This window comes from Alkalicoccus halolimnae, from assembly GCF_008014775.2.
Taxonomy (GTDB): Bacteria; Bacillota; Bacilli; order Bacillales; family Salisediminibacteriaceae; genus Alkalicoccus; species Alkalicoccus halolimnae.
Window position 1 is genome coordinate 16,227 of record NZ_CP144914.1, and the last position, 24,079, is coordinate 40,305.

General features: G+C 48.3%; 17 protein-coding genes, 4 rRNA genes, 1 other RNA gene and 1 other annotated feature. All 22 genes read left to right on the forward strand.

The window, feature by feature from the left end; all coding sequences use genetic code 11:
• Positions 1 to 85 precede the first annotated feature (85 nt).
• Positions 86 to 202 (forward strand): 5S ribosomal RNA (rrf, locus tag FTX54_RS00050).
• Positions 203 to 717: 515 nt separating this feature from the next.
• Positions 718 to 2,172: an IMP dehydrogenase gene (guaB, locus tag FTX54_RS00055; protein ID WP_147805263.1), complete on the forward strand. Its 1,455-nt coding sequence runs from the start codon at positions 718 to 720 to the stop codon at positions 2,170 to 2,172.
• A 141-nt stretch (positions 2,173 to 2,313) separates the two neighbouring features.
• Complete coding sequence (locus FTX54_RS00060; RefSeq protein WP_147805264.1) at positions 2,314 to 3,675, forward strand: D-alanyl-D-alanine carboxypeptidase family protein; 1,362 nt, start codon at positions 2,314 to 2,316, stop codon at positions 3,673 to 3,675.
• A 283-nt stretch (positions 3,676 to 3,958) separates the two neighbouring features.
• Complete coding sequence (pdxS, locus tag FTX54_RS00065) at positions 3,959 to 4,846, forward strand: pyridoxal 5'-phosphate synthase lyase subunit PdxS (RefSeq protein ID WP_147805265.1); 888 nt, start codon at positions 3,959 to 3,961, stop codon at positions 4,844 to 4,846.
• Between the two features lie 36 nt (positions 4,847 to 4,882).
• The gene (gene pdxT, locus FTX54_RS00070) at positions 4,883 to 5,476 is read left to right on the forward strand and encodes a pyridoxal 5'-phosphate synthase glutaminase subunit PdxT (RefSeq protein WP_147805266.1); all 594 of its coding nucleotides are present in this window, start codon (positions 4,883 to 4,885) and stop codon (positions 5,474 to 5,476) included.
• Positions 5,476 to 5,679: a binding site (T-box leader), on the forward strand. It overlaps the preceding gene by 1 nt.
• A gap of 210 nt (positions 5,680 to 5,889) precedes the next feature.
• A complete protein-coding gene (gene serS / locus FTX54_RS00075) occupies positions 5,890 to 7,170 on the forward strand; it encodes a serine--tRNA ligase (RefSeq protein ID WP_147805267.1) in 1,281 nt (426 codons plus the stop codon).
• Positions 7,171 to 7,442: 272 nt separating this feature from the next.
• Positions 7,443 to 7,742 carry a hypothetical protein gene (locus FTX54_RS00080; protein WP_147805268.1) on the forward strand — a complete coding sequence of 100 codons (300 nt, stop codon included), beginning with the start codon at positions 7,443 to 7,445 and terminating at the stop codon, positions 7,740 to 7,742.
• A gap of 384 nt (positions 7,743 to 8,126) precedes the next feature.
• On the forward strand, positions 8,127 to 9,137 hold the full coding sequence (locus tag FTX54_RS00085) for an ABC transporter ATP-binding protein (RefSeq protein WP_147805269.1): 1,011 nt from the start codon (positions 8,127 to 8,129) through the stop codon (positions 9,135 to 9,137).
• On the forward strand, positions 9,137 to 10,123 hold the full coding sequence (locus FTX54_RS00090; RefSeq protein WP_147805270.1) for an ABC transporter ATP-binding protein: 987 nt from the start codon (positions 9,137 to 9,139) through the stop codon (positions 10,121 to 10,123). The genes FTX54_RS00085 and FTX54_RS00090 overlap by 1 nt, the downstream gene beginning before the upstream one ends.
• A 54-nt stretch (positions 10,124 to 10,177) precedes the next feature.
• Entirely contained in the window at positions 10,178 to 11,992 is a 1,815-nt protein-coding gene (opp4A, locus tag FTX54_RS00095) for an oligopeptide ABC transporter substrate-binding protein (RefSeq protein ID WP_147805271.1), read from the forward strand.
• A gap of 65 nt (positions 11,993 to 12,057) precedes the next feature.
• Positions 12,058 to 13,023 (forward strand): oligopeptide ABC transporter permease, encoded by a 966-nt coding sequence (gene opp4B, locus FTX54_RS00100; protein WP_147805272.1) that lies wholly within the window; start codon positions 12,058 to 12,060, stop codon positions 13,021 to 13,023.
• 11 nt (positions 13,024 to 13,034) lie between these two features.
• Positions 13,035 to 13,928 carry an oligopeptide ABC transporter permease gene (gene opp4C, locus FTX54_RS00105; RefSeq protein WP_147805273.1) on the forward strand — a complete coding sequence of 298 codons (894 nt, stop codon included), beginning with the start codon at positions 13,035 to 13,037 and terminating at the stop codon, positions 13,926 to 13,928.
• A 266-nt stretch (positions 13,929 to 14,194) separates the two neighbouring features.
• On the forward strand, positions 14,195 to 14,746 hold the full coding sequence (gene tadA / locus FTX54_RS00110; protein WP_422387409.1) for a tRNA adenosine(34) deaminase TadA: 552 nt from the start codon (positions 14,195 to 14,197) through the stop codon (positions 14,744 to 14,746).
• Entirely contained in the window at positions 14,727 to 14,849 is a 123-nt protein-coding gene (locus FTX54_RS00115; RefSeq protein ID WP_422387410.1) for a YycC family protein, read from the forward strand. Before tadA ends, FTX54_RS00115 begins: the two co-directional genes overlap by 20 nt.
• An 82-nt stretch (positions 14,850 to 14,931) precedes the next feature.
• Positions 14,932 to 15,198, forward strand: an RNA gene (gene ffs, locus FTX54_RS00120) — signal recognition particle sRNA large type.
• 148 nt (positions 15,199 to 15,346) lie between these two features.
• The gene (dnaX, locus tag FTX54_RS00125; RefSeq protein WP_147805275.1) at positions 15,347 to 17,107 is read left to right on the forward strand and encodes a DNA polymerase III subunit gamma/tau; all 1,761 of its coding nucleotides are present in this window, start codon (positions 15,347 to 15,349) and stop codon (positions 17,105 to 17,107) included.
• 41 nt (positions 17,108 to 17,148) lie between these two features.
• Positions 17,149 to 17,466 (forward strand): YbaB/EbfC family nucleoid-associated protein, encoded by a 318-nt coding sequence (locus FTX54_RS00130; RefSeq protein WP_187254686.1) that lies wholly within the window; start codon positions 17,149 to 17,151, stop codon positions 17,464 to 17,466.
• Between the two features lie 175 nt (positions 17,467 to 17,641).
• On the forward strand, positions 17,642 to 18,238 hold the full coding sequence (gene recR, locus FTX54_RS00135; RefSeq protein WP_147805276.1) for a recombination mediator RecR: 597 nt from the start codon (positions 17,642 to 17,644) through the stop codon (positions 18,236 to 18,238).
• An 18-nt stretch (positions 18,239 to 18,256) separates the two neighbouring features.
• Positions 18,257 to 18,472 carry a YaaL family protein gene (locus FTX54_RS00140; RefSeq protein WP_147805277.1) on the forward strand — a complete coding sequence of 72 codons (216 nt, stop codon included), beginning with the start codon at positions 18,257 to 18,259 and terminating at the stop codon, positions 18,470 to 18,472.
• 476 nt (positions 18,473 to 18,948) lie between these two features.
• A 16S ribosomal RNA gene (locus FTX54_RS00145) occupies positions 18,949 to 20,525 on the forward strand.
• Between the two features lie 320 nt (positions 20,526 to 20,845).
• A 23S ribosomal RNA gene (locus FTX54_RS00150) occupies positions 20,846 to 23,792 on the forward strand.
• Between the two features lie 133 nt (positions 23,793 to 23,925).
• Positions 23,926 to 24,042: ribosomal RNA gene (rrf, locus tag FTX54_RS00155) — 5S ribosomal RNA — on the forward strand.
• Together the 16S, 23S and 5S rRNA genes form the textbook arrangement of a ribosomal RNA operon.
• The last annotated feature ends 37 nt before the right edge of the window (positions 24,043 to 24,079 follow it).

A 24,079-nucleotide genomic window follows, 5' to 3' on the forward strand; every position in this document is an offset into this window, starting at 1 on the left:
ACCCCCGTTATCCAGTTTTGAGTGGACAGCTCCAGTACCCGAAACGGCCGTCAGGCGCGCTTGTGGGGAAACCAAAACCAAAAAATCCAGTGACGAAAGCGGAGAGGTCACACCCGTTCCCATGCCGAACACGGAAGTTAAGCTCTCCAGCGCCAATGATAGTTGGGGGCTCTCCCCCTGCAAAAGTAGGACGTCGCTGGGTCACCCGGCACGCAGCCCCTGAGCTGCGTGCTTTTTTGTATCAAAAATAATACATTTACAGGAAGTTTCAAGAAATTGCTTTCAGACTCTTACGTTCCCTTTCCTGCTTTACAATTTTAAAAAATATCGTTTGAAAAAATCATCTAACCTGAATCAATTTCATAATATACTTATTAAGTTATTTTAACGAACATAGTATCAATTTATAGTTTGAATATTCGTATATAAAATCGGATGATTAAAACGGCAGACGGCGGCTCCGGCGGGATGAAGACGAGCCCCGCGGAAAGCGTCGGTCTGAAGTGGAAATCATTCCCCATGTTAGGAAATAAATTTCTTACAGCGACTTATGAAATTATTTAACCTATTAATCTAATCCTATATTTTCCTTATTTTACGTATATTGAGGTTTAAAATAGTTTGAATAGTGGAACTATATTTGTTTCCTTGACACTCGTTCATGCTATTGTTAATCTACTGATAATATTTTCAGAAAACCGAAAGGGGAATGGGCCGATGTGGGAAGATAAATTTGCTAAAGAAGGCTTAACGTTTGATGATGTACTGCTAATGCCGGCGGAGTCCAATGTACTGCCTAATGAAGTTGCTGTAGGATCAAGACTCTCAGAAAACCTTTATCTCAATGTGCCGATTATCAGCGCAGGGATGGATACCGTGACCGAAGGACCGATGGCTGTAGCAATGGCACGTGCCGGAGGACTCGGAATTATTCATAAAAATATGTCGATTGAAGAGCAGGCAGAACATATAGACAGGGTCAAGCGTTCTGAAAGCGGCGTTATTACGAATCCTTTCCACTTAACAGAAGATCATCAGGTTTTCGATGCGGAGCATCTGATGGGTAAATACCGGATTTCCGGTGTGCCGATTGCAGATGAAAATGAAAAACTTGTCGGTATCATTACGAACCGTGATCTCCGCTTTATTGAAGATTACTCCATTCCTATTAAAGAAGTGATGACGAGCGAAAATCTTGTAACTGCTCCGGTAGGAACAACGCTCAAAGAAGCGCAGAAAATTTTACAGAAGCACCGTATCGAAAAACTTCCGCTTGTTGATGATGACAGAAAACTGAAAGGCCTTATTACGATCAAAGATATTGAGAAAGCCATTGAGTTTCCTCATTCTTCAAAAGATGAAAAAGGCCGATTAATCGTGGGAGCAGCTGTCGGGGTTGGAGGAGATTCTGATTCCCGTACGAAGGCTCTGGTAGAAGCAGGAGTGGACGTTCTCGTAATTGACACGGCTCACGGACATTCACGAGGAGTGATTGATAAAGTGCGCCGGATCAGAGAGCGTTACCCGGATCTGAATATCGTTGCCGGAAATGTGGCGACAGCCGAAGCTACTCGTGCTCTGGTGGAAGCAGGAGCGAATATTATTAAAGTAGGTATTGGACCCGGATCGATCTGTACAACGCGTATTGTAGCAGGTATCGGGGTTCCCCAGATTACGGCTGTATATGACTGTGCGACGGAAGCGCGTAAGCATGGAGCATCAATTATTGCCGATGGAGGAATTAAATATTCCGGGGAAATCGCAAAGGCACTTGCGGCAGGCGGAGATGCGGTTATGCTCGGAAGCGTGCTCGCTGGTGTAACCGAAAGTCCCGGCGAACGTGAAATTTTCCAGGGGCGTCAGTTCAAGGTGTACCGTGGAATGGGCTCGATCGCAGCCATGGAAAAAGGAAGTAAGGATCGTTATTTTCAGGAAGAAGAAAAGAAGCTTGTTCCGGAAGGTATTGAAGGACGCATTCCTTATAAAGGACCGCTGAAGGATACGCTTCATCAGCTCGTTGGCGGTCTCAGAGCCGGTATGGGATACTGTGGTACAGCGACTGTACCGGAACTCCAGGAAAATAGCCGGTTTATCAGAATTACCGGAGCCGGGCTTAAAGAAAGCCATGTGCATGATGTACAGATTACGAAAGAATCGCCAAACTATTCCTGATAATTTACTTGATTTGACGTAGATAGGGGTTTCCCCTATCTATTTTTTTATAGGCGGATATGGTAAAATACCGCTTGTATGTTTAGTCAATCAGCACGACGGTTTTACATAGATTGTGTCAAATTGGGGAGAGATGAACAGATGATAAGAAAGACTGGGATTGCTGCAGCAGGAACGATAATTTTAGCGGGAATATTTTCTTCAGCTTTACCGGCTGCTGCGTATGAACCGTCGGTGGATACGGTAATTCTTGCTGATGCAGAAACGGGAGAAGTACTTTATGAGCAGAATTCCGAGGTACCGCTTCCTCCGGCAAGTATGACAAAAATGATGACGGAATACTTGATTTTGGAAGCTGTCGAAAATGGGGACATCTCGTGGGACGATCAGGTATCCGTGAACGACTTTTTAGCTTCCTTGTCTCATAATCGTTCCCTGTCCAACGTAATGATGCGCACAGATGAAACGTATACCGTGGAAGAACTGTATGAATCGGTAGCTATTTATTCTGCTAATGCCTCTGCGATGGCCCTCACAGAACATATTTCAGGTTCTGAAGGAGCCTTTGTGGAAATGATGAACGAGCGCGGAAAAGAAATCGGCATGGGTGATCTGCTCCGGGAAGAAGGAGCAGAAGAGAATATGGAAAATTTAGAAGAGATCGCAGCTGCTGAGCTCGGAGATTTTCAGTTTGTTAATTCTACAGGGCTTCCTAACCGGCTGCTCGAAGGAAGCCATCCGGAAGGAACGTCGGAAGAAGAGGATAACTATATGTCCGCCCGTGCCTCAGCGACCCTTGCCTATCACCTTGTGAAGGATTATCCGGAGGTGCTGGATTCCGCGAGTATTCCGCAGCAAGCGTTTCGGGAAGGTTCTGCGGATGAGATTTTAATGCAGAACTGGAACTGGATGCTTGAAGGAACACAGTATGAGGATCTGGATTACGAATACGTAGACGGTTTGAAGACCGGGTATACGGAAGCGGCTGGCTTCACGTTTACCGGTACAGCTGAAAAAGATGGACAGCGCTTTGTGAGCGTCGTTATGGGTGCCGACTCGGAAGCTCACCGTTTCCGTGAAACAGAAGAGATCATGGAATGGGCATTTGATAACTTCCAGGAAGAAGAAATTTTCCCGGGAAATATGACGCTGGATTCCCATGAAACCGTGCCGGTAAGCAAAGGGGAAGAAGAAGAAACGGCAGTCGTCACGGCAGAGAGTGTCTCTAAAATGACAATGGACGGCGGAGAGGACAGTTATTCCTACCGGGTGGAACTCGATGAAGAGCTGCTGAATGAAGATGGAGAACTGGAAGCTCCGGTAGAGGAAGGCGATGTCGTAGGAGAGATGGTTGTGGAATACGATGGAGAGCGGGACATTTCCTATCTCGGTGAACAGGAGAATACTTCAGTGGATATCGTGGCCGCAGAGTCGGTGGAAAGAGCCGGCTTCTTCAGTCTGACGATGCGAAATATCAGTTCATTCTTCTCCGGTCTTTTTTAGAAAGCAGTTTTTTACAAACATAATAGTTGAGGAAAAGTACTTTATCCTGTTTCTTAATCTCAGGAGAAATTGTTTTGGCCTTGTTGAACCCATGCTTTTAAAGCAGAAAAGTTGAAGCGGCGGGGTTTATGTGTTAGTATTTATCGTCGAGGCAGTTGTTGAAGAACTTTTTTATAATCTAAGAAATTTACTGTTACGAAGACGAACAGATTCGTTATAATATAAGAGGAATGTAGGAACAGGGTCAGATAAAATAGAAGTTATAGGCTGAAAGGGGATTATTATGGAAAAACGTACAGGTACTGAGCGAGTCAAACGAGGAATGGCAGAAATGCAAAAAGGCGGCGTCATTATGGACGTTATTAACGCTGAACAGGCTAAAATTGCAGAGGAAGCCGGAGCTGTAGCCGTTATGGCTCTTGAGCGCGTTCCTTCAGACATCCGTGCCGCAGGCGGAGTAGCAAGAATGGCAGACCCTACAATTGTAGAAGAAGTCCGCGATGCCGTATCCATTCCGGTCATGGCCAAAGCACGTATCGGTCATATCGTAGAAGCGCGCCTGCTTGAAGCACTTGGAGTCGACTATATCGATGAGAGTGAAGTCCTTACTCCTGCTGACGAAGTTTTTCATTTAAATAAGAGCGACTATACGGTTCCATTTGTATGCGGCGCAAAAGATTTAGGTGAAGCAACGCGACGTATGGGAGAAGGTGCTTCCATGCTTCGTACAAAAGGAGAGCCAGGTACAGGAAATATCGTAGAAGCAGTACGCCATCAGCGTCTTATTCAATCCCAGGTGCGCAAAGTACTCGGAATGTCTGACGATGAGCTGATGACGGAAGCGAAAAACCTGGGAGCTCCTTTCCATATTCTTCAGGAAATTCGTGAAGCAGGACGTCTTCCAGTCGTTAACTTTGCGGCGGGGGGCATTGCTACACCGGCGGATGCTGCTCTCATGATGCAGCTTGGATCAGACGGAGTATTCGTCGGTTCCGGAATTTTCAAATCAGATAACCCGGCTAAATTCGGCCGTGCGATTGTTGAAGCAACCACACACTACAATGACTTTGCTCTTATTGCTGAGTTGTCCAAAAATCTTGGTGTGGCGATGAAAGGGATTGAAATCTCTTCACTGGAATCTAAAGACCGCATGCAGGACCGCGGCTGGTAATTTTTTTAGGGGAAAAGAAAAAAGAGGTGGTTGAAAATGATTAACATTGGAGTATTGGCCCTTCAGGGAGCTATCCGTGAACATGTCCGTGCCCTTGAGGCACCGGATGTGAACATTATTGTTGTGAAGAAAGCCGAGCAGCTCGAAGAACTGGACGGACTCGTTTTCCCCGGTGGAGAAAGTACGACGATGCGCCGCCTCATTAATTTATACGGTTTTTATGAGCCGTTAAAGCATTTTGCAAGAGCGGGAAAGCCGATTTTTGGAACATGCGCCGGAGCCATTTTAATGGCGAGAGAAATTACCGGCCAGCCGGAGCCGCACCTGTCCATTATGGATATGGAAGTGGAAAGAAATGCTTTCGGACGGCAGCGGGAAAGCTTTGAAGCGATTCTGCCTATGAATTATGTAGGAGAAGATGTGGAGTCGGTATTCATCCGTGCTCCTATTATCCGCAGTGTCGGACCGAACGTGGAAGTTCTTGCCGAGTACGAAGGAGAAATCGTTGCTGCACAGGAAGGACTGTTTTTAGCCTGTTCCTTTCACCCGGAGCTGACGGACGACAATCGTTTTCATCAGTATTTCGTCCAGCTCGTAAGGGAGTCACTGACAGTGGCAGCAGCAGAATAGCTATCGCGATGACAGGAAATAGTAGCGGAAGACCTTTCTCACAGAGAGCCGGTGGCAGCTGAAAACCGGCGGAAGGTTCAGTGAATCCATCCTGGAGCATGAAGGTGATGAACTTTTCCGGTTTCCTGCCGTTATCAGGATAAAGGGGAAAGAGTTTCGGACTCTTTAACCAGGGTGGTATCGCGGTGAAAGCCGTCCCTGAACGCTATGCGTTCGGGGACGGCTTTTTTTATTAGATTATTTAATGTCTGATGTTATTTTAAAGAGCATATGCCCGCGGAGAAAGCTTTCGGGCTGCCTGACGTCCGGGAGGATTCTCCCGATAATTCCGCATTCGTCTCGAAAATGCCTTAGCGCAGGATTTATTAACCAATGAACATAAGCAGGGTCAACTAAAAAAAGGAGTGATGGATATGCTAGATCCGAAATTACTGCGAAACGATTTTGAAGGAGTAAAAGAAAAGTTGAAAGGACGCAATGAAGATATTTCCGCTTTGGATCAGTTCGAAGAAAAAGATGAAAAAAGACGGACGTTGATCCAGCAGGCAGAAGAATTAAAAGGGCGTCGAAACAAGGTTTCCCAGGAAATTTCTGAAATGAAGCGGGAGAAAAAAGATGCGTCTGAGGAAATCGCAGAAATGAAAAAGGTATCCGCGGAGATCAAAAAACTGGATGAAGATCTGCGCACGGTGGAAGAAGAACTGCAGCATCTGCTGCTTACGATCCCAAACATTCCTCACGAAGACGTGCCGGTTGGAGAAGATGAAGAGGATAATGAAGAAATTCGTACGTGGGGAGAAAAAACTGTTTTCTCTTTCGAGGAACAGGCGCATTGGGATCTTGCCCGCAGTCTCGACATCGTGGACTTTGACCGGGCTGGAAAGGTTACCGGAAGCCGATTCGTATTTTATAAGGGGCTCGGTGCCCGTCTTGAACGTGCGCTTATTAACTATATGATGGACACGCATGAAGAAGAACACGGTTACGAAGAAATCCTTCCTCCATATATGGTAAACCGGGAGAGTATGACCGGAACAGGCCAGCTTCCTAAATTTGAGGAAGATGCTTTCAAGATCGAAGAAGAAGATTATTTTCTTATTCCAACAGCGGAAGTGCCAGTAACTAACATGCACCGGGATGAGATTTTAAAGGTGGAGGAGCTTCCGAAAGCATATGTCGCTTACAGCGCCTGTTTCCGTTCAGAAGCTGGTTCAGCCGGCCGGGATACACGTGGTTTAATCCGCCAGCATCAATTTAATAAAGTAGAACTTGTCCGCTTTGTCCGTCCGGAAGAATCATATGAAGAACTGGAAAAATTGACAGGGCATGCAGAGCGGATGCTGCAGGAATTAAAGCTTCCTTATCGGGTATTAAAAATGTGTACTGGAGATCTTGGTTTCACAGCTGCTAAAAAATATGATTTGGAAGTCTGGCTTCCGAGCTACGAAGAATACAAAGAAATTTCTTCCTGCAGTAATTTTGAATCATTCCAGGCGCGTCGAGCGAATATCCGGTTTAAACGGGATACAAAAGCCAAAACGGAATTCGTTCACACCTTGAATGGTTCCGGTCTCGCTGTGGGCAGGACGGTAGCTGCGATAATAGAAAATTATCAGCAGGAAGATGGAAGTGTGGAAATTCCTGAAGTTCTTCGTCCATATATGGGGAATCGTACACACATTAAACAAAAGTAGATTATTGATAGTACAGCCGTACTTTTCTAAGGAAAAGTACGGCTGTTTTTATATATATACATAAGAAGATTTTTTCAGCCATACTCAACAAACTAAATCAGATAATATTTTCTGCATGAATCAACTTCCTATGTACTTGTTCCAGTCACATATACGAATATCTCTAACACATTCTATCCTAAAGTCCGTATCTAAAATTGACCGCAGGGAAAGACTTCCTCTCTATCGGCAGTCATCTGTCTTATTCGGTTTTTACAGGATGAATTTCCACTATGAAATTTGTTTGCATCCTTCAGGAAAATAGAAAACCAGCGCTGGAACAATTGCTTTTAATTTATGAGAGTAAACAGCATAATGAATATCCATTCATATATGGACTGTTTGCAGAAATGATACAGGAAGAATTTCAAAGAAAACACACCATTGGAGCGAACGTAAAAACGCCCCCATATGTTGGGGCGCAACGATTAAAAGCATTAATGCATAACTGCATTAAAGTATTGAAAAAAGTGAAAATCTTTGTAAGAAAATCTGTGAAAACGGTATACTTTTATGGAAATGGATGTTTATAATACATGGTGGAAGGCTTCTTACATGAGGGGGCTAAGAAAGGCATACCAACTAAGTGAGCGCTCATTCATAGTTCCTTAAAAACCGGGAAGTTAGGACGTTGGTCGCTGTTTATAAAGGAATTTACATGATATACTAACTAAACCCTATACTAAAATAATGTAAATTTTCTCAATAATTAGCTTATTACATTAATTCCTCACTTCATTCAGCTATAAAAGTCCTTCGTCTCTCTAAAAAAATACTTTACATTCCTTAGTCTGACAATTAAAATAATTATAATACATAGCATAAAAGTTTCGTTCCTCTGGGGATACGGGGAAGTATGAAATCCCCTTTTTTTAATCTTTACTATTTTCAGAAAATATTGAAGGGTTTGATATCCTATGAGCAGCCAAGACGCACTTCTTGAGATTAACAATTTACATACAGGATTCACAATCGATGGGAAGGTTCACCACGCAGTAAAGGATGTTTCTTTCTCGGTAAAGCCGAAAGAGGTCGTCTGCGTTGTAGGAGAGTCAGGCTGTGGGAAAAGCGTGATGTCACTTTCTATCATGGATCTTCTGCCAAAACATAATGGGAAAGTGGATAAAGGGGAAATACTCTTTGAAGGGAAAGACCTCGTTCCTCTATCCGGGAAAGAAATGAATAAAATCCGCGGCAAAGATATCAGCATGATTTTTCAGGAACCGATGACCGCACTCAACCCGGTTTTAACGATCGGTTACCAGCTTGATGAAGTACTCATTAACCATACAAACACGACGAAAGAAGAAATCCGTAAGAAAAGTATTTCTCTCTTAAACCAGGTCGGGATTTCCCGGTCCGATCAAATTGTTAATGAGTATCCGCACCAGCTTTCCGGCGGAATGCGGCAGCGGGTAATGATTGCGATGGCGATTGCCTGTCAGCCGAAACTGCTTATTGCTGATGAGCCGACGACAGCGCTTGATGTGACAGTTCAGGCACAGATCCTCGAACTGATTGCAAAGATTCAGGAGGAAGTAGGAATGGCGATGCTGCTGATTACTCACGACCTTGGTGTTGTCGCGGAAATTGCGGACAGAGTCGTTGTTATGTATGCCGGTCAGGTAGTGGAGGATACGGACGTAGACAGCCTCTTCTATAATCCCCAGCACCCGTACACGCAGTCCCTGCTCGATTCGATTCCGCGCATGGATGAAAAGAGAGAAGTGCTGAATACGATTAAAGGGATCGTGCCTTCTTTGAAAAACATGCCTGAAAAAGGCTGTCGATTTGTAGAACGCTGTCCGAGAGCGATGCCTGAGTGTGCGGAAATTGATCCGCTGCTTGCGGAAACTGAAAAAGGACATGCCGTCCGCTGCATCCTTTACGATGCCAGTCATCCTGAAAAAAGAGCGGAGGTTCAGTAATGGTTAACGAAACAACAGAATCCAAGTATCTGCTCGAGGTCCAGGAGCTGAAAAAATACTATCCGGTTCACGGCGGATTCCTGCGGCGGAAAGTAGGCGATGTTAAAGCCGTTGATAATATCTCACTTGATTTAAAGCGCGGCGAAACGTTCGGCCTGGTAGGAGAATCGGGTTGCGGAAAATCAACAGCCGGCCGGACTATTACCCGGCTGTTTAAACCGACCGAAGGAAAAATTCTCTTTGAAGGACGGGATATTACGAAACTGCGGGGTTCCGAACTCCGGGATCTGCGCCAGGATGTGCAGATGGTGTTTCAGGACCCCTATGCTTCGCTTAATCCGAAAATGATGGTGGGAAGTATCGTTTCCGAACCGCTCATCAATTATAAAAAAGGCAGTGAGAATTCACTAAAAGAAGAAGTGATAGCTCTGTTAAAGCGGGTCGGTCTCCCGGAAGATGCTTATTACAAGTATCCGCATGAATTTTCCGGGGGGCAGCGGCAGCGGATCGGAATCGCCCGGGCGCTGGCCCTGAAGCCGAAACTGATCGTAGCAGATGAGCCGGTATCCGCTCTTGACGTATCCGTCCAGTCTCAGGTGCTCAATCTTTTGAAAGAGCTGCAGCAGGAATTTAATTTAACGCTTCTCTTTATTGCCCACGATCTCAGCGTTGTCAAACATATGAGTGACCGTATCGGTGTCATGTACCTCGGCAACCTCGTAGAAGTTGCCGATGCGAATGAAATCTACCGGGATCCTAAGCATCCCTATACGCAGGCGCTCATATCCGCCATTCCGCAGCCCGATCCACGCAACAAAAGTGAACGTGTAATTTTATCGGGGGACGTGCCGAGTCCGCAGAACCCGCCGACAGGCTGCCCGTTTCATCCGCGGTGTCCGAAAGTGATGCCGCACTGCAGTGAGGTAAAGCCTGAGTTGAAGGAGGTGAACCGCGAGCATCGTGTTTCGTGCCTGTTATATGAATAGGCAGCCGCATTTCAGCAGAACGATATTTTAATTATTCTTAAGGGGGAAAAATGAATGAAACGATCTCGTTATTTATTAGGAGCTTCTCTAATTTCCGTAGCACTTGTTGCAACAGCATGTGGGGGGAATGGAGAAGAGAATGCCGATCAGAATACAGACGGCGGGAATGAAACAAACGAAACAGCAGAAGGAAACAACGAAGCAGATGACGCGGAAGGCAATACAGAAGAAAATAACAATGCGGAAGCAGACGGAGAAGCCCCGCAGGGAGGATCAGTTACATACGGTCATACAGCTCCATTTGCGGGACTGTTCGACTGGGCTTTTTATGAAGGAGCAGATGACAGCTTTCCGTTGACGATATTTAACGGTGAAGCACTTTATGACGTTTCTTCTGAAACAGATTTTTCACTTGAACCACGCCTTGCCAGCGACTGGGAATGGTCTGACGATAACCGGACAGTAACATTTACGCTTGAAGAGGGCGTAATGTGGCATAATGGGGAAGAATTAACAGCAGAGGATTTCGAATTCTCTTATGAAACCATCGCTCACCCGGACTATGAAGGTCCACGGCTTGCGAACGTGGACCGCATTGTCGGATTTGAAGACTACCGCAATGGGGATTCCGACTCCTTTGAAGGGGTAGAGGTTATCGACGAGTATACGCTGGAAATTACTTTCGAAGAAGCGCTTGCAAACAACCTGGAAAACCTCTGGCCTTACCCGATGGCAAAAGACCACCTTGAAGATATTCCGGTAGCGGAAATGGAAGATGCCCCGGAAATTCGTGAAAATCCGGTAGGACTCGGAGCTTTTGAAGTTTCCAACATCACTCCAGGTGAAACGGTTGAGTTTACTGCTTTTGAAGACTATTACCGCGGAGAACCAAACCTGGATGAAGTTATTTTCCGAATCGTAGACGGTGCCCAGGCCGGTGAGCTTCTCGCTCAGGGTGAAGTGGACATCATCGAACTGGAGCCGACACAGGCCAGCCCGCTCGAAGATAACGAGGATGTAACTGTTGAAGAAATTGAAGGTCTTTCCTACAGCTATCTTGGCTTTAAGCTTGGAGAGTGGAATGCAGAAGAAGAAGTAGTAGAAATGACGAATGAGAAATTTGAGTCCAAGGAACTTCGTCAGGCATTTGCCCACGCGATTGACCGCGAAGGCATTATCGCCGAGTTCAGCGAAGGCTACGGAAACGTAATCAACGCTCCGGAATCCATTATCCGCTGGTCTTATCCGGACGAGTCTTCTCTTAACCAGTACGAGTATGATCCGGAACGCGCGCAGGAGCTCCTGGCCGAAGCAGGCTATGAAGACCAGACAGGCGATGGTTTCGTGGAAACACCTGAAGGTGAAGAATTTACAGTGAATTTAGCTGCGATGGATACTCCGGCTGATATTGCAGAGCCGCGTGCGCAGTACATTATCCAGACGCTTCAGGATGTAGGAATTAACGCTCAGATTATGGACGGTCAACTTCTTGACTTTAACCTGTTCTATGACCTTGTCGAAGAAGACGATCCGGACATTGATATCTTCCTTGGTGCATGGGGACTTGCGACAGCAGACCCAGACCCAACCGGCCTTTGGAAATCCACAGACTTCTGGAACTTCCCACGCTGGTACAACGAAGAGTCCGACAGCCTGATTGAAGAGGGTGTCAGTGAAGAAGCGATTGATCAGGACTATCGCCAGGAAGTTTATCAGGAGTGGCACCAGCTCGTAAACGAAGAGCTTCCGCTTATTCCGCTCAACTCTCCAATTGACCTTTACGGCATTAACAGTGACGTCGGTGGAGTAACAGTAGATGTGCGCCATGCCGCTGCTGAATCTCATGAATGGTACGTGGACGAAGAGTAAAAAGAGCACCATTTGTTTGTCGGAAAGATAAGGCATCTATTTTGATCTAGCAAGGAGAAATGATCATGTTAATTTACACGCTGAGACGCATTCTCATCATGATTCCAATACTGTTCATGGTCTCCATTGTGGTATTCGCCCTGGCATTAGCTATGCCGGGGGATGCCCTTTCCGGGCAGATTGACCCGGCCAATGCCAATCCGGAATATATTGAAGAGATGAGAGAACAGCTCGGACTAAATGATCCGGTGCACGTTCAATACGGCCGCTGGGTAGCCGACATTGTTCAATGGGATTTCGGCCGCTCTGTCGTTCACAGCAGAGATGTTACTGCGTTAATAGGGACAAGGCTTCCAAATACGATTTTATTATCGGTGATGTCGCTTATTATTACGTACATACTGGCATTTTTTATGGGGAAATACGCCGGAAGAAACCCTTATACAGTAGGGGATTACACGATTCAGGGAGCCAACTATTTAATGCTGGCGATCCCAAGTTTTGTTGCAGCTTTGTTTGCGATCTTTATATTTTCGTTCCAGCTTGGATGGTTTCCTTCGACGGGAAGTGTTGGTTCGGGGCTCGAAACAGGGACGCTCGCTTACTGGGGCAGCAAATTGTATCATACGTTCCTGCCGGCGCTCGTACTTGGTATGCTCGTAACAGCGAGCTACACCCAGTTTCTGCGTAACGATATCATAGAGAGTTCGCAGAAAGATTATGTACGTACAGCAAGAGCAAAGGGTACCGACGAGAATGAAATTTATAACAAACATATTTTACGCAATTCGATTATTCCGATCGTAACGCTCTTTGGATTCGATATCGCAAGTATTATCGGTGGAGCAGTTATTATCGAGACTATTTTCTCTTACCGCGGTATTGGAGAATTATTAATTTCTTCAATCAGTACGCGTGACTCTGCCGTAACGATGGCCATTTTCCTTATGCTCTCTGTAGCAACGTTAATAGGGAACCTGCTTGCCGATCTGCTTTACGGCGTCATCGATCCGCGGATTCGAGTGGAATAGGGGGGCTTTAGATGGAGGCAGCACAAGAAGTGAATTTAGAAAAACAAGCAAAGAAGCAGTCCCCCTGGTCGATTGCCCGCAGGAAGCTATGGCACAATAAACTCGCCATGATCAGCCTAGTCTTTCTTATTGTCATTACGGCCCTTGCTTATTTAGCGCCGTTCATTACAGCGTATGATCCGGCCCGGGTTGATATTATGAGCCGGAATCTGATGCCGGGAGAAGGGCATCTTCTCGGGACCGATGCATCGGGACGTGATATTTGGACGCTTCTCATGTACGGAGCACGGACTTCACTGACGATCGGCTTTATCTGTATGTTTGCCGTAGTTATAATTGCTACTATCATCGGCTCTATTGCCGGGTACTTCGGCGGATGGGTCGACGCGGTGCTCATGCGTTTTACGGATTTCATTATGAATTTTCCATTTCTCGTGTTTGTTATCGTTCTAGCTTCTATCTTCCGCGATGCCGGCATTTTCGCCCTTATTGTAGTGCTGAGTGCCTTATCCTGGACCGGGGCAGCGCGTGTTGTCCGGAGTAAGGTGATGACAGAGAAGGAAAATGAATACGTGATGGCTGCTACATCCATCGGCGGGAGTCCTTTTAAAGTCATCCGCAAACATATTCTGCCGAATGTCATGACAACCATTATTGTGCAGGCGACACTGCTGCTTGCGATTATGATTGTAGCGGAAACAGCTCTCAGCTTCCTCGGTTTCGGTGTTCCGCAGGGGACGCCGAGCTGGGGGAACATGATGACGGAGGCGCGTGATCCTAACGTCATTCGTACGCAGTGGTGGGTATGGATTCCACCGGGTCTTGCGATTACATTCACGATTCTTTCGATTAACTTTATCGGCGAAGGTATTAAAGATGCCTTCAATCCGCGTTCCGCGCGATAACAGGAGAAAGCTGCCTTTCGGGGCAGCTTTTTTCTTTGTTCAGCCAAAATCCCCCAGGCTGGATGACTTTTGTGTCTTCTGTACCTGTATTGGATCTTCTTTCCTGCGCTCCTTGGTGGAAGTAAAGTTCGACAAAATCTCTACAGATCGAAAAAACAGCCATGAAGGTTCTCTGCAAACTGAAAAACTTCTTTTATTAAGAGAGCTTTTTTCGCCTGGATAAATCCTGTATGATAAGCAGGAAGAATAAAGCTGGGAGAGAAGTAATGATGGAGCAAAAAGCTTTAGATGAAATATTTATGAAAGAAGCGCTTATCGAAGCAGCAAAAGCTGAAGAAATAGGAGAAGTACCGATCGGAGCGGTCATTGTGAAAGGCGGGAAAGTCATTGCCCGGGCTTATAATTACCGCGAAGCTACGCAGCGGGCGACTACCCACGCGGAGCTGACCGCTATTGAACGGGCATGTGACGTCGTAGGAAGCTGGCGGCTCGAAGAATGTACGCTCTACGTAACGCTCGAACCATGCCCGATGTGTGCAGGAGCTGTCGTGCAGTCCCGGATCGCCCGCGTCGTCTATGGAGCAGCAGACCCAAAAGCAGGGTGCTGCGGAACTCTGATGAATTTAGTGCAGGAAGAACGTTTTAATCACCGGGCCGAGCTTTCGTCTGGTATAATGAAAGAAGAAGCAGCGGGAATCTTAACTGCTTTCTTTCGAAAACTTCGGAAAGAAAAGAAACGTTTAAAACAGGAGGCCGAACACGATGCGACCGAATCAAATATCTCTGGAAACCGCGCAGATGATGGCAAAGAAGCTTAACATGCCGCTTGAACACGTCATGCATACGCCGCCCCATATTCTGATGGCAAAGCTTCAGAAAGCGGAAGCGCCGGAAGAAAAAGACGGTGAAGAAGAAAAGTAACCACAATGATTGCATTTCGCAAATAGAAACGATATACTAGAATCTGCGTCGTTAAAGACGCCTGAAAATGTTATCAATTTTGCCGTGCTAAGCGGGGAATTAGCGGTGCCCTGTACTCGCAATCCGCTAGAGCGAGGCTGAATTCCTCTCCTAGGTTGCACGGCTCTCATGGTCTGCCCTAAGCAAGTGGTGTTGACATTTGGGTTCCACGCAACGGAATCCCGTGAACCCTGTCAGGTCCGGAAGGAAGCAGCAGTAAGCGGGTTCTTCCGTGTGCCGTGGAGTCGCCTGGATCGAGCAAACTGCTTAGGTAACGCTTGAGAGCCTGCGATCGAAGAGAGGTGCACGGCAGTAAATATAAGGGAAGGATGCGCTTTTTTAAGCCATCCTTTTTTTGTGCAAAAAAACTGCGATAATTCTTTAGATAGATTTTGAAATAACCTGTTGGAGCCGGTATAATTAGAAGAGGTGAAAGTATTCGAAGGAGCTGAACGCTGATGAGTTATCAAGCGCTGTACCGCGTATGGCGGCCGCATCAGCTGTCTGATGTTGTCGGACAGGAACATATTACTAAGACGCTCAAAAACGCACTCTTTCAGCAGAAGCTCTCCCATGCTTATCTGTTTACAGGACCGCGCGGGACGGGGAAGACGAGCGCCGCGAAAATTGTCGCCAAGGCGGTCAACTGTCACCGGGGTCCTGTCGAAGAACCGTGTAATGAATGTGAAGCGTGCCGCGGAATATCGGACGGAACGATCGTGGACGTGATGGAGATTGACGCTGCAAGCAATAACGGCGTGGATGAAATACGAGATATCCGGGATAAAGTAAAATTCGCTCCGAGCGCTGCGGCTTACAAAGTTTATATTATTGACGAAGTACACATGCTGACTACAGGAGCGTTTAATGCACTGTTAAAAACACTGGAAGAACCTCCTGCACACGTCATTTTTATTCTGGCGACGACAGAACCCCATAAAATTCCGCTTACGATCATTTCCCGGTGCCAGCGCTTTGACTTCAAACGGATTACCGCGCATGCAATGATGGGGCGGATGGAAGAAATTGTGGAAGAAACCGGCATCGCTGTAGAGCCGGATGCGCTCGCGCTTATTGCACGCGTTTCCGAAGGAGGCATGCGGGATGCCCTGAGTCTGCTCGATCAAGCTGTATCTTTTGCTGACAGCACGATTACGAGGGAAGACATTCTCGCGATCATCGGATCCGTCTCCCATGATATGATGTATAATATCGTAGACGCTGTCAGAGAAGGAAACGTTGGTGCCGGACTCGAAGCAGTTGATACGCTGATGCAGGAAGGCAAAGACCCTAACCGGTTTATCGAAGATTTAATTTTCTTTTTCCGGGATGCCCTCATGGTCAAAGCTGCACCCCATTTAGAAGAGTCGCAGGACAGACTGCGCGCCGATGATGCTTTTCGCAGTGTCGTGGAACAGCTGGACCAGGCATGGATTTTCCAGATCATCGAACGGCTGAATTATTTTCAGCAGGAAATGAAGTGGGCAAGCCACCCGCAGGTCTTCCTTGAAATGTTTATCGTCCAGGCAGCCCAGCAGACAGTGACGCTTCCAAAAGCAGAGACGGATGCTGCACCGAATTCTTCTACAATGGAAGCACTTGAGCAGAAAGTGGAGTATCTCGAACGAACGCTGAAGCAGATTCAGGCTGAAGGAGTGAAACAGCCGCAGCAGCAGGCTCCTCAGCCGGCGGCTGCTGCGAAGCCGACGGTGCGGGCCCAGCAGACGTCAAACAAAAGCCGGGCCAATGCCAAGCGCGTGAAAGCTATGCTCGCCGGAGCAACGAAAGCTCATCTTCAGGAAATACAGGCCCAGTGGGGAAATGTGCTGGAGCAGGTGAAAAATCAGAGCGTTCCTGCGTCTGCCTGGCTGAACGACTGCCAGCCTGCTGCCTGTTCCGATACGGAATTCGTACTCGCTTTCCGAAACGAAATGCATCGGGATATGGTGGATGAAAAATTCCGCGAGCTTGTAGAAGGAGCCGTAAGCCAGAAAATGTCGAAGCAGATGACGCTGCTGACGGTTCTCGTTTCCGACTGGGAAGAGATTAAAGAAAGCTACATGAAAACCCAGCGCGGCAGGGAAACCGAAAAACCCGATTCTACTGAAAGCCGCGACGCGGAAGAGATTAGCGGAGAAGCAGCGGACGAAGAGGGAAACCCCCTGATCGATGAAGCCGTAAAGCTGGTCGGCCGAGATTTGCTTGAAATTAAAGAGTGAGATAGCATAGATAGAAAGAAAGTATATTAAAAGAGAGGACGATGAAAATGAAAAACATGGGGAACATGATGAAGCAGATGCAGAAGATGCAAAAAGATATGGCGAAAGCACAGGAGCAGTTGAAAGAAGAGACTGTTGAAGCAACAGCCGGCGGCGGGATGGTAAAAGTGATCGCAAGCGGCGAGAAGCGTATTCTTGATATTCAGGTCAACGAAGAAGCGGTTGACCCGGACGATGTGGAAATGCTGGAAGATCTCGTTCTGGCAGCTACAAATGAAGCTCTCTCAAAGGTTGATGAACTTGTTGAAGAGCGCATGGGCAAATTTACAAAAGGCATGAATATTCCGGGAATGATGTAAAATACGGAATATCAGCTTCTTACTACAATTAATAGAAGCAGTTGAACAAAAGAGAGCAGAAAGCAACGTTATAAAGGAGCTGCCCCTGATGTTTTACACAGGGCAGCTCCTTTTAAGATAATGGTTATTAAAAAAGTGCCGGGAAACGAAAAAAATGAATGTGGAGGTAAATGCTATGCAGTACCCGCAGCCTATATCAAAATTAATGGATGGTTTCATGCGTCTTCCGGGTATCGGGCCAAAAACAGCTGCCCGTCTTGCTTTTCATGTCCTCGATATGAAAGAAGATGACGTGCTGGACTTTGCCCGTGCCCTTGTCAGTGTAAAAAGAGAACTGACTTATTGTACGGTCTGTCATCATATAACAGACACAGATCCCTGCCGCATCTGCGAAGATCAGTCGCGGGATAAAACGGTCATTTGTGTGGTGCAGGAATCGAAGGATGTTATCGCTATGGAAAAGATGCGCGAGTATGGAGGGCTTTATCACGTCCTGCACGGGGCGATTTCACCTGTAGACGGGATCGGGCCGGAAGATATTTATATACCTGATCTTCTGAAGCGCCTTCAAAACGAGGAAGTTCAGGAGCTTATTGTTGCAACGAATCCCAACATTGAGGGAGAAGCGACGGCTATGTATATTTCAAGGCTTGTAAAACCGACGGGGATGCGGGTAACTCGTATTGCCCACGGCCTTCCTGTAGGAGGAGATTTGGAATACGCGGATGAAGTCACTTTGTCGAAGGCGATTGAAGGCCGGCGTGAATTGTAGAAAAGGGGGTCGGATTTTATGGGGCTTACGAAGAAAAGAAAGCTGAGACGAAAAGCGGATGAGGAACTTATTGCATCTCTCCAGGTAATTAAAGAAAATGTTGACCGCCACGAAAAATACGGAAACAATTCTTTGAATATGCAGGAGGATGTGATGGGAGAAGCGAAAATCGAACGGGCAAAATATATGTTTCTGCTTCGTGAGGCGCGTTATCGCGGGACGACACTTTATTGATATAGCACTATGGAAAAGAGGATGGGCTTTTTATAACATGTTATCTGACACGCTTTTGGTTTTGGCTGTTAATAGAAGCGGAGCAGCTCTGCAGACCTGACCGTGCGGGTCCTGTGCCCCTTATATAGTAGAAAAGAAAAAAAGTGAAATTCTTTATTAAATATTGTTGACCTCCTATTGGGGAGATGGTATATTAGTATTTGTCGCTTCGGAGCGGCAACAGCATATCGAAAGCATTCAAAGAAATTTTGAATCGGTGATTGACACTTATATTGCTTTCGTGATATATTAATTAAGTCGCCAAAAACAGGCGGCGCTGTGATTTGCCCTTTGAAAACTAAACAAAAGACGATTGTGAAGGAAAAAAGAGAATGAATCATTCTCTGTCAATTTATTATTAAAGAATCTTTAGCCAGATTCAGTTTTGAAAGCGAAGCATCCCGCTTCGCGATGTCAGAAGTTCAAACTTCGACGATTTATCGGAGAGTTTGATCCTGGCTCAGGACGAACGCTGGCGGCGTGCCTAATACATGCAAGTCGAGCGCAGGAAGCAGGCAGCGCCCTTCGGGGCAAAACCTGTGGAATGAGCGGCGGACGGGTGAGTAACACGTGGGCAACCTGCCTTCCAGGCCGGAATAACCCCGGGAAACCGGGGCTAATGCCGGATGATCAAGCGGCTCGCATGAGCGGCTTGTCAAAGGGGCGGAGACTTCGGTCTCCTCCCGCTGGAAGATGGGCCCGCGGCGCATTAGCTTGTTGGTGGGGTAACGGCCCACCAAGGCGACGATGCGTAGCCGACCTGAGAGGGTGATCGGCCACACTGGAACTGAGACACGGTCCAGACTCCTACGGGAGGCAGCAGTAGGGAATCATCCGCAATGGGCGAAAGCCTGACGGTGCAACGCCGCGTGAACGATGAAGGTTTTCGGATCGTAAAGTTCTGTTGTGAGGGAAGAACAAGTGCCGGTCGAACAGGCCGGCACCTTGACGGTACCTCACGAGAAAGCCCCGGCTAACTACGTGCCAGCAGCCGCGGTAATACGTAGGGGGCAAGCGTTGTCCGGAATTATTGGGCGTAAAGCGCACGCAGGCGGTCTCGTAAGTCTGATGTGAAAGCCCACGGCTCAACCGTGGAGGGTCATTGGAAACTGCAGGACTTGAGTGTAGGAGAGGAAAGTGGAATTCCACGTGTAGCGGTGAAATGCGTAGATATGTGGAGGAACACCAGTGGCGAAGGCGACTTTCTGGCCTACAACTGACGCTGAGGTGCGAAAGCGTGGGGAGCAAACAGGATTAGATACCCTGGTAGTCCACGCCGTAAACGTTGAGTGCTAGGTGTTAGGGGTTTCGATGCCCTTAGTGCCGAAGTTAACACATTAAGCACTCCGCCTGGGGAGTACGGCCGCAAGGCTGAAACTCAAAGGAATTGACGGGGGCCCGCACAAGCAGTGGAGCATGTGGTTTAATTCGACGCAACGCGAAGAACCTTACCAGGTCTTGACATCCTTTGAACACTCTGGAGACAGAGTTTTCCCCTTCGGGGGACAAAGTGACAGGTGGTGCATGGTTGTCGTCAGCTCGTGTCGTGAGATGTTGGGTTAAGTCCCGCAACGAGCGCAACCCTTGACCTTAGTTGCCAGCATTTGGTTGGGCACTCTAAGGTGACTGCCGGTGATAAACCGGAGGAAGGTGGGGACGACGTCAAATCATCATGCCCCTTATGACCTGGGCTACACACGTGCTACAATGGATGGTACAAAGGGCAGCGAAGCCGCGAGGTGGAGCGAATCCCAGAAAGCCATTCTCAGTTCGGATTGCAGGCTGCAACTCGCCTGCATGAAGCCGGAATTGCTAGTAATCGCGGATCAGCATGCCGCGGTGAATACGTTCCCGGGCCTTGTACACACCGCCCGTCACACCACGAGAGTTTGTAACACCCGAAGTCGGTGAGGCAACCCTTTTTGGGACCCAGCCGCCGAAGGTGGGACAGATGATTGGGGTGAAGTCGTAACAAGGTATCCGTACCGGAAGGTGCGGATGGATCACCTCCTTTCTAAGGAGCTCGAGTAAGCTCACTTATCGATTTCCTTCCTTTCGTTCTTTTGTTTAGTTTTGAGAGGGTTAACACCTCTCGGCCGGCTCTTTTTTTTCGGTTTTCTTCTGCTTTGCGGAAGGAAGAAAGGAAAGAAAAAGACGGTCCGCAAGCCTCTGTCCTTTGAAAACTGGATAACGTAATGTATGAACAATCAATCACCGGAAACAAGGTCTATTGGTCCGGGGTGCGCCCCGTGACGAAGAAACGAGTTTCCGAGTGTCTTAGAATATCGCCAAGACGATCGAATGACGTCCACTGCCTCCCTCAGGGGGGCAGCTGGTTAAGCTAGAAAGGGCGCACGGTGGATGCCTTGGCACTAGGAGCCGATGAAGGACGGGACGAACACCGATATGCTTCGGGGAGCTGTAAGTAAGCATTGATCCGAAGATTTCCGAATGGGGGAACCCCGTATCCGTAATGGGATACGATCCACACCTGAATCCATAAGGTGTGTGATGGCAGACCCGGGGAACTGAAACATCTCAGTACCCGGAGGAAGAGAAAGCAAATGCGATTTCCTGAGTAGCGGCGAGCGAAACGGAAACAGCCCAAACCAGAAGGCTTGCCTTCTGGGGTTGTAGGACACTCCATACGGAGTTACAAAGAGAGGGTATAGAGGAAGCGGCCTGGAACGGCCCGCAGGATAAGGTAACAGCCCTGTACTCGACATGCCCCCTCCTCCGGAGTGGATCCTGAGTACGGCGGGACACGTGAAACCCCGTCGGAATCCGGGAGGACCATCTCCCAAGGCTAAATACTCCCTAGTGACCGATAGTGCACCAGTACCGTGAGGGAAAGGTGAAAAGTACCCCGAAAGGGGAGTGAAAGAGATCTTGAAACCGTGTGCCTACAAGTAGTTGGAGCCCGTTTATGGGTGACAGCGTGCCTTTTGTAGAATGAACCGGCGAGTTACGATGACGTGCCAGGTTAAGTCGATAAGACGGAGCCGCAGCGAAAGCGAGTCTGAACAGGGCGCTTTGAGTACGTCGTTGTAGACCCGAAACCGGGTGATCTACCCATGTCCAGGGTGAAGTCCAGGTAACACTGGATGGAGGCCCGAACCCACGCACGTTGAAAAGTGCGGGGATGAGGTGTGGGTAGGGGTGAAATGCCAATCGAACTCGGACATAGCTGGTTCTCCCCGAAATAGCTTTAGGGCTAGCCTCGAGGGATAGAGTGTTGGAGGTAGAGCACTGATTGGACTAGGGGTCCCTACAGGATTACCGAATTCAGTCAAACTCCGAATGCCAATCACTTATCCTCGGGAGTCAGACTGCGAGTGCTAAGATCCGTAGTCAAGAGGGAAACAGCCCAGACCATCAGCTAAGGTCCCCAAGTATACGTTAAGTGGAAAAGGATGTGGAGTTGCTTAGACAACCAGGATGTTGGCTTAGAAGCAGCCATCATTGAAAGAGTGCGTAATAGCTCACTGGTCGAGTGACTCTGCGCCGAAAATGTACCGGGGCTAAACGTATCACCGAAGCTATGGACAAAACACCTTCGGGTGTTCTGTGGTAGGGGAGCGTTCCAGGGGCATCGAAGCCGGACCGGAAGGACCGGTGGAGCGCCTGGAAGTGAGAATGCCGGTATGAGTAGCGAAAAGAGGGGTGAGAATCCCCTCCGTCGAAAGCCTAAGGGTTCCTGAGGAAGGCTCGTCCGCTCAGGGTTAGTCGGGTCCTAAGCCGAGGCCGAAAGGCGTAGGCGATGGAAAACAGGTCGATATTCCTGTACCACCACGTTTCCGTTTGAGCAATGGGGGGACGCAGGAAGGCAGGGCAAGCGCACCGCTGGATGTGTGCGCCGAAGCAGGGAGGCTGGAACACAGGGAAATCCGTGTTCTGTTAAGGCTGAGCTGTGACCGCGAGGGAAATTTAGTACCGAAGTGCCTGCACCTACACTGCCAAGAAAAGCCTCTAGCGAGGAAACTGGTGCCCGTACCGTAAACCGACACAGGTAGGCGGGAAGAGAATTCTAAGACGCGCGGGAGAACTCTCGTTAAGGAACTCGGCAAAATGACTCCGTAACTTCGGGAGAAGGAGTGCTCCCTGGGGTTCATAGCCCAGGGGAGCCGCAGTGAATAGGCCCAAACGACTGTTTATCAAAAACACAGGTCTCTGCGAAGCCGCAAGGCGAAGTATAGGGGCTGACACCTGCCCGGTGCTGGAAGGTTAAGAGGAGGGGTTATCCCTTACGGGAGAAGCTCCGAATTGAAGCCCCAGTAAACGGCGGCCGTAACTATAACGGTCCTAAGGTAGCGAAATTCCTTGTCGGGTAAGTTCCGACCCGCACGAAAGGTGCAACGATTTGGGCACTGTCTCAACGAGAGACCCGGTGAAATTATATTACCTGTGAAGATGCAGGTTACCCGCGACAGGACGGAAAGACCCCATGGAGCTTTACTGCAGCTTGATATTGGGTGTCGGAACAGCTTGTACAGGATAGGTAGGAGCCTTGGAAACCGGAGCGCCAGCTTCGGTGGAGGCATCGGTGGGATACTACCCTGGCTGTTTTGACATCCTAACCTCGACCCGTGATCCGGGTCAGGGACAGTGTCAGGTGGGCAGTTTGACTGGGGCGGTCGCCTCCTAAACAGTAACGGAGGCGCCCAAAGGTTCCCTCAGAATGGTTGGAAATCATTCGCAGAGTGCAAAGGCATAAGGGAGCTTGACTGCGAGACAGACAGGTCGAGCAGGGACGAAAGTCGGGCTTAGTGATCCGGCGGCACCGTATGGAAGGGCCGTCGCTCAACGGATAAAAGCTACCCTGGGGATAACAGGCTAATCTCTCCCAAGAGTCCACATCGACGGGGAGGTTTGGCACCTCGATGTCGGCTCGTCGCATCCTGGGGCTGAAGTAGGTCCCAAGGGTTGGGCTGTTCGCCCATTAAAGCGGCACGCGAGCTGGGTTCAGAACGTCGTGAGACAGTTCGGTCCCTATCCGTCGCGGGCGCAGGAAATTTGAGAGGAGCTGTCCTTAGTACGAGAGGACCGGGATGGACACACCGCTGGTGTACCAGTTGTTCCGCCAGGAGCATCGCTGGGTAGCTACGTGTGGACGGGATAAGTGCTGAAAGCATCTAAGCATGAAGCCCCCCTCAAGATGAGATTTCCCATCCCAAGTGATTGGGAGTAAGATCCCTCTGAGACGAAGAGGTAGATAGGTCTCGTGTGGAAGCGTGGCGACACGTGAAGCTGAGAGATACTAATCGATCGAGGGCTTAACCAAAAAAATAAAGATAATTCGACGACACCGATTGAATGGTTCATACACCCCCGTTATCCAGTTTTGAGCGGACAGCTCCAACCCCCTCCAGGGCGCACAGGCCCGGAACAAAAGGGTTGAAAAAAACAAAAAAAGATCCAGTGACGAAAGCGGAGAGGTCACACCCGTTCCCATGCCGAACACGGAAGTTAAGCTCTCCAGCGCCAATGATAGTTGGGGGCTCTCCCCCTGCAAAAGTAGGACGTCGCTGGGTCACCCGGCACGCAGCCCCTGAGCTGCGTGCTTTTTTG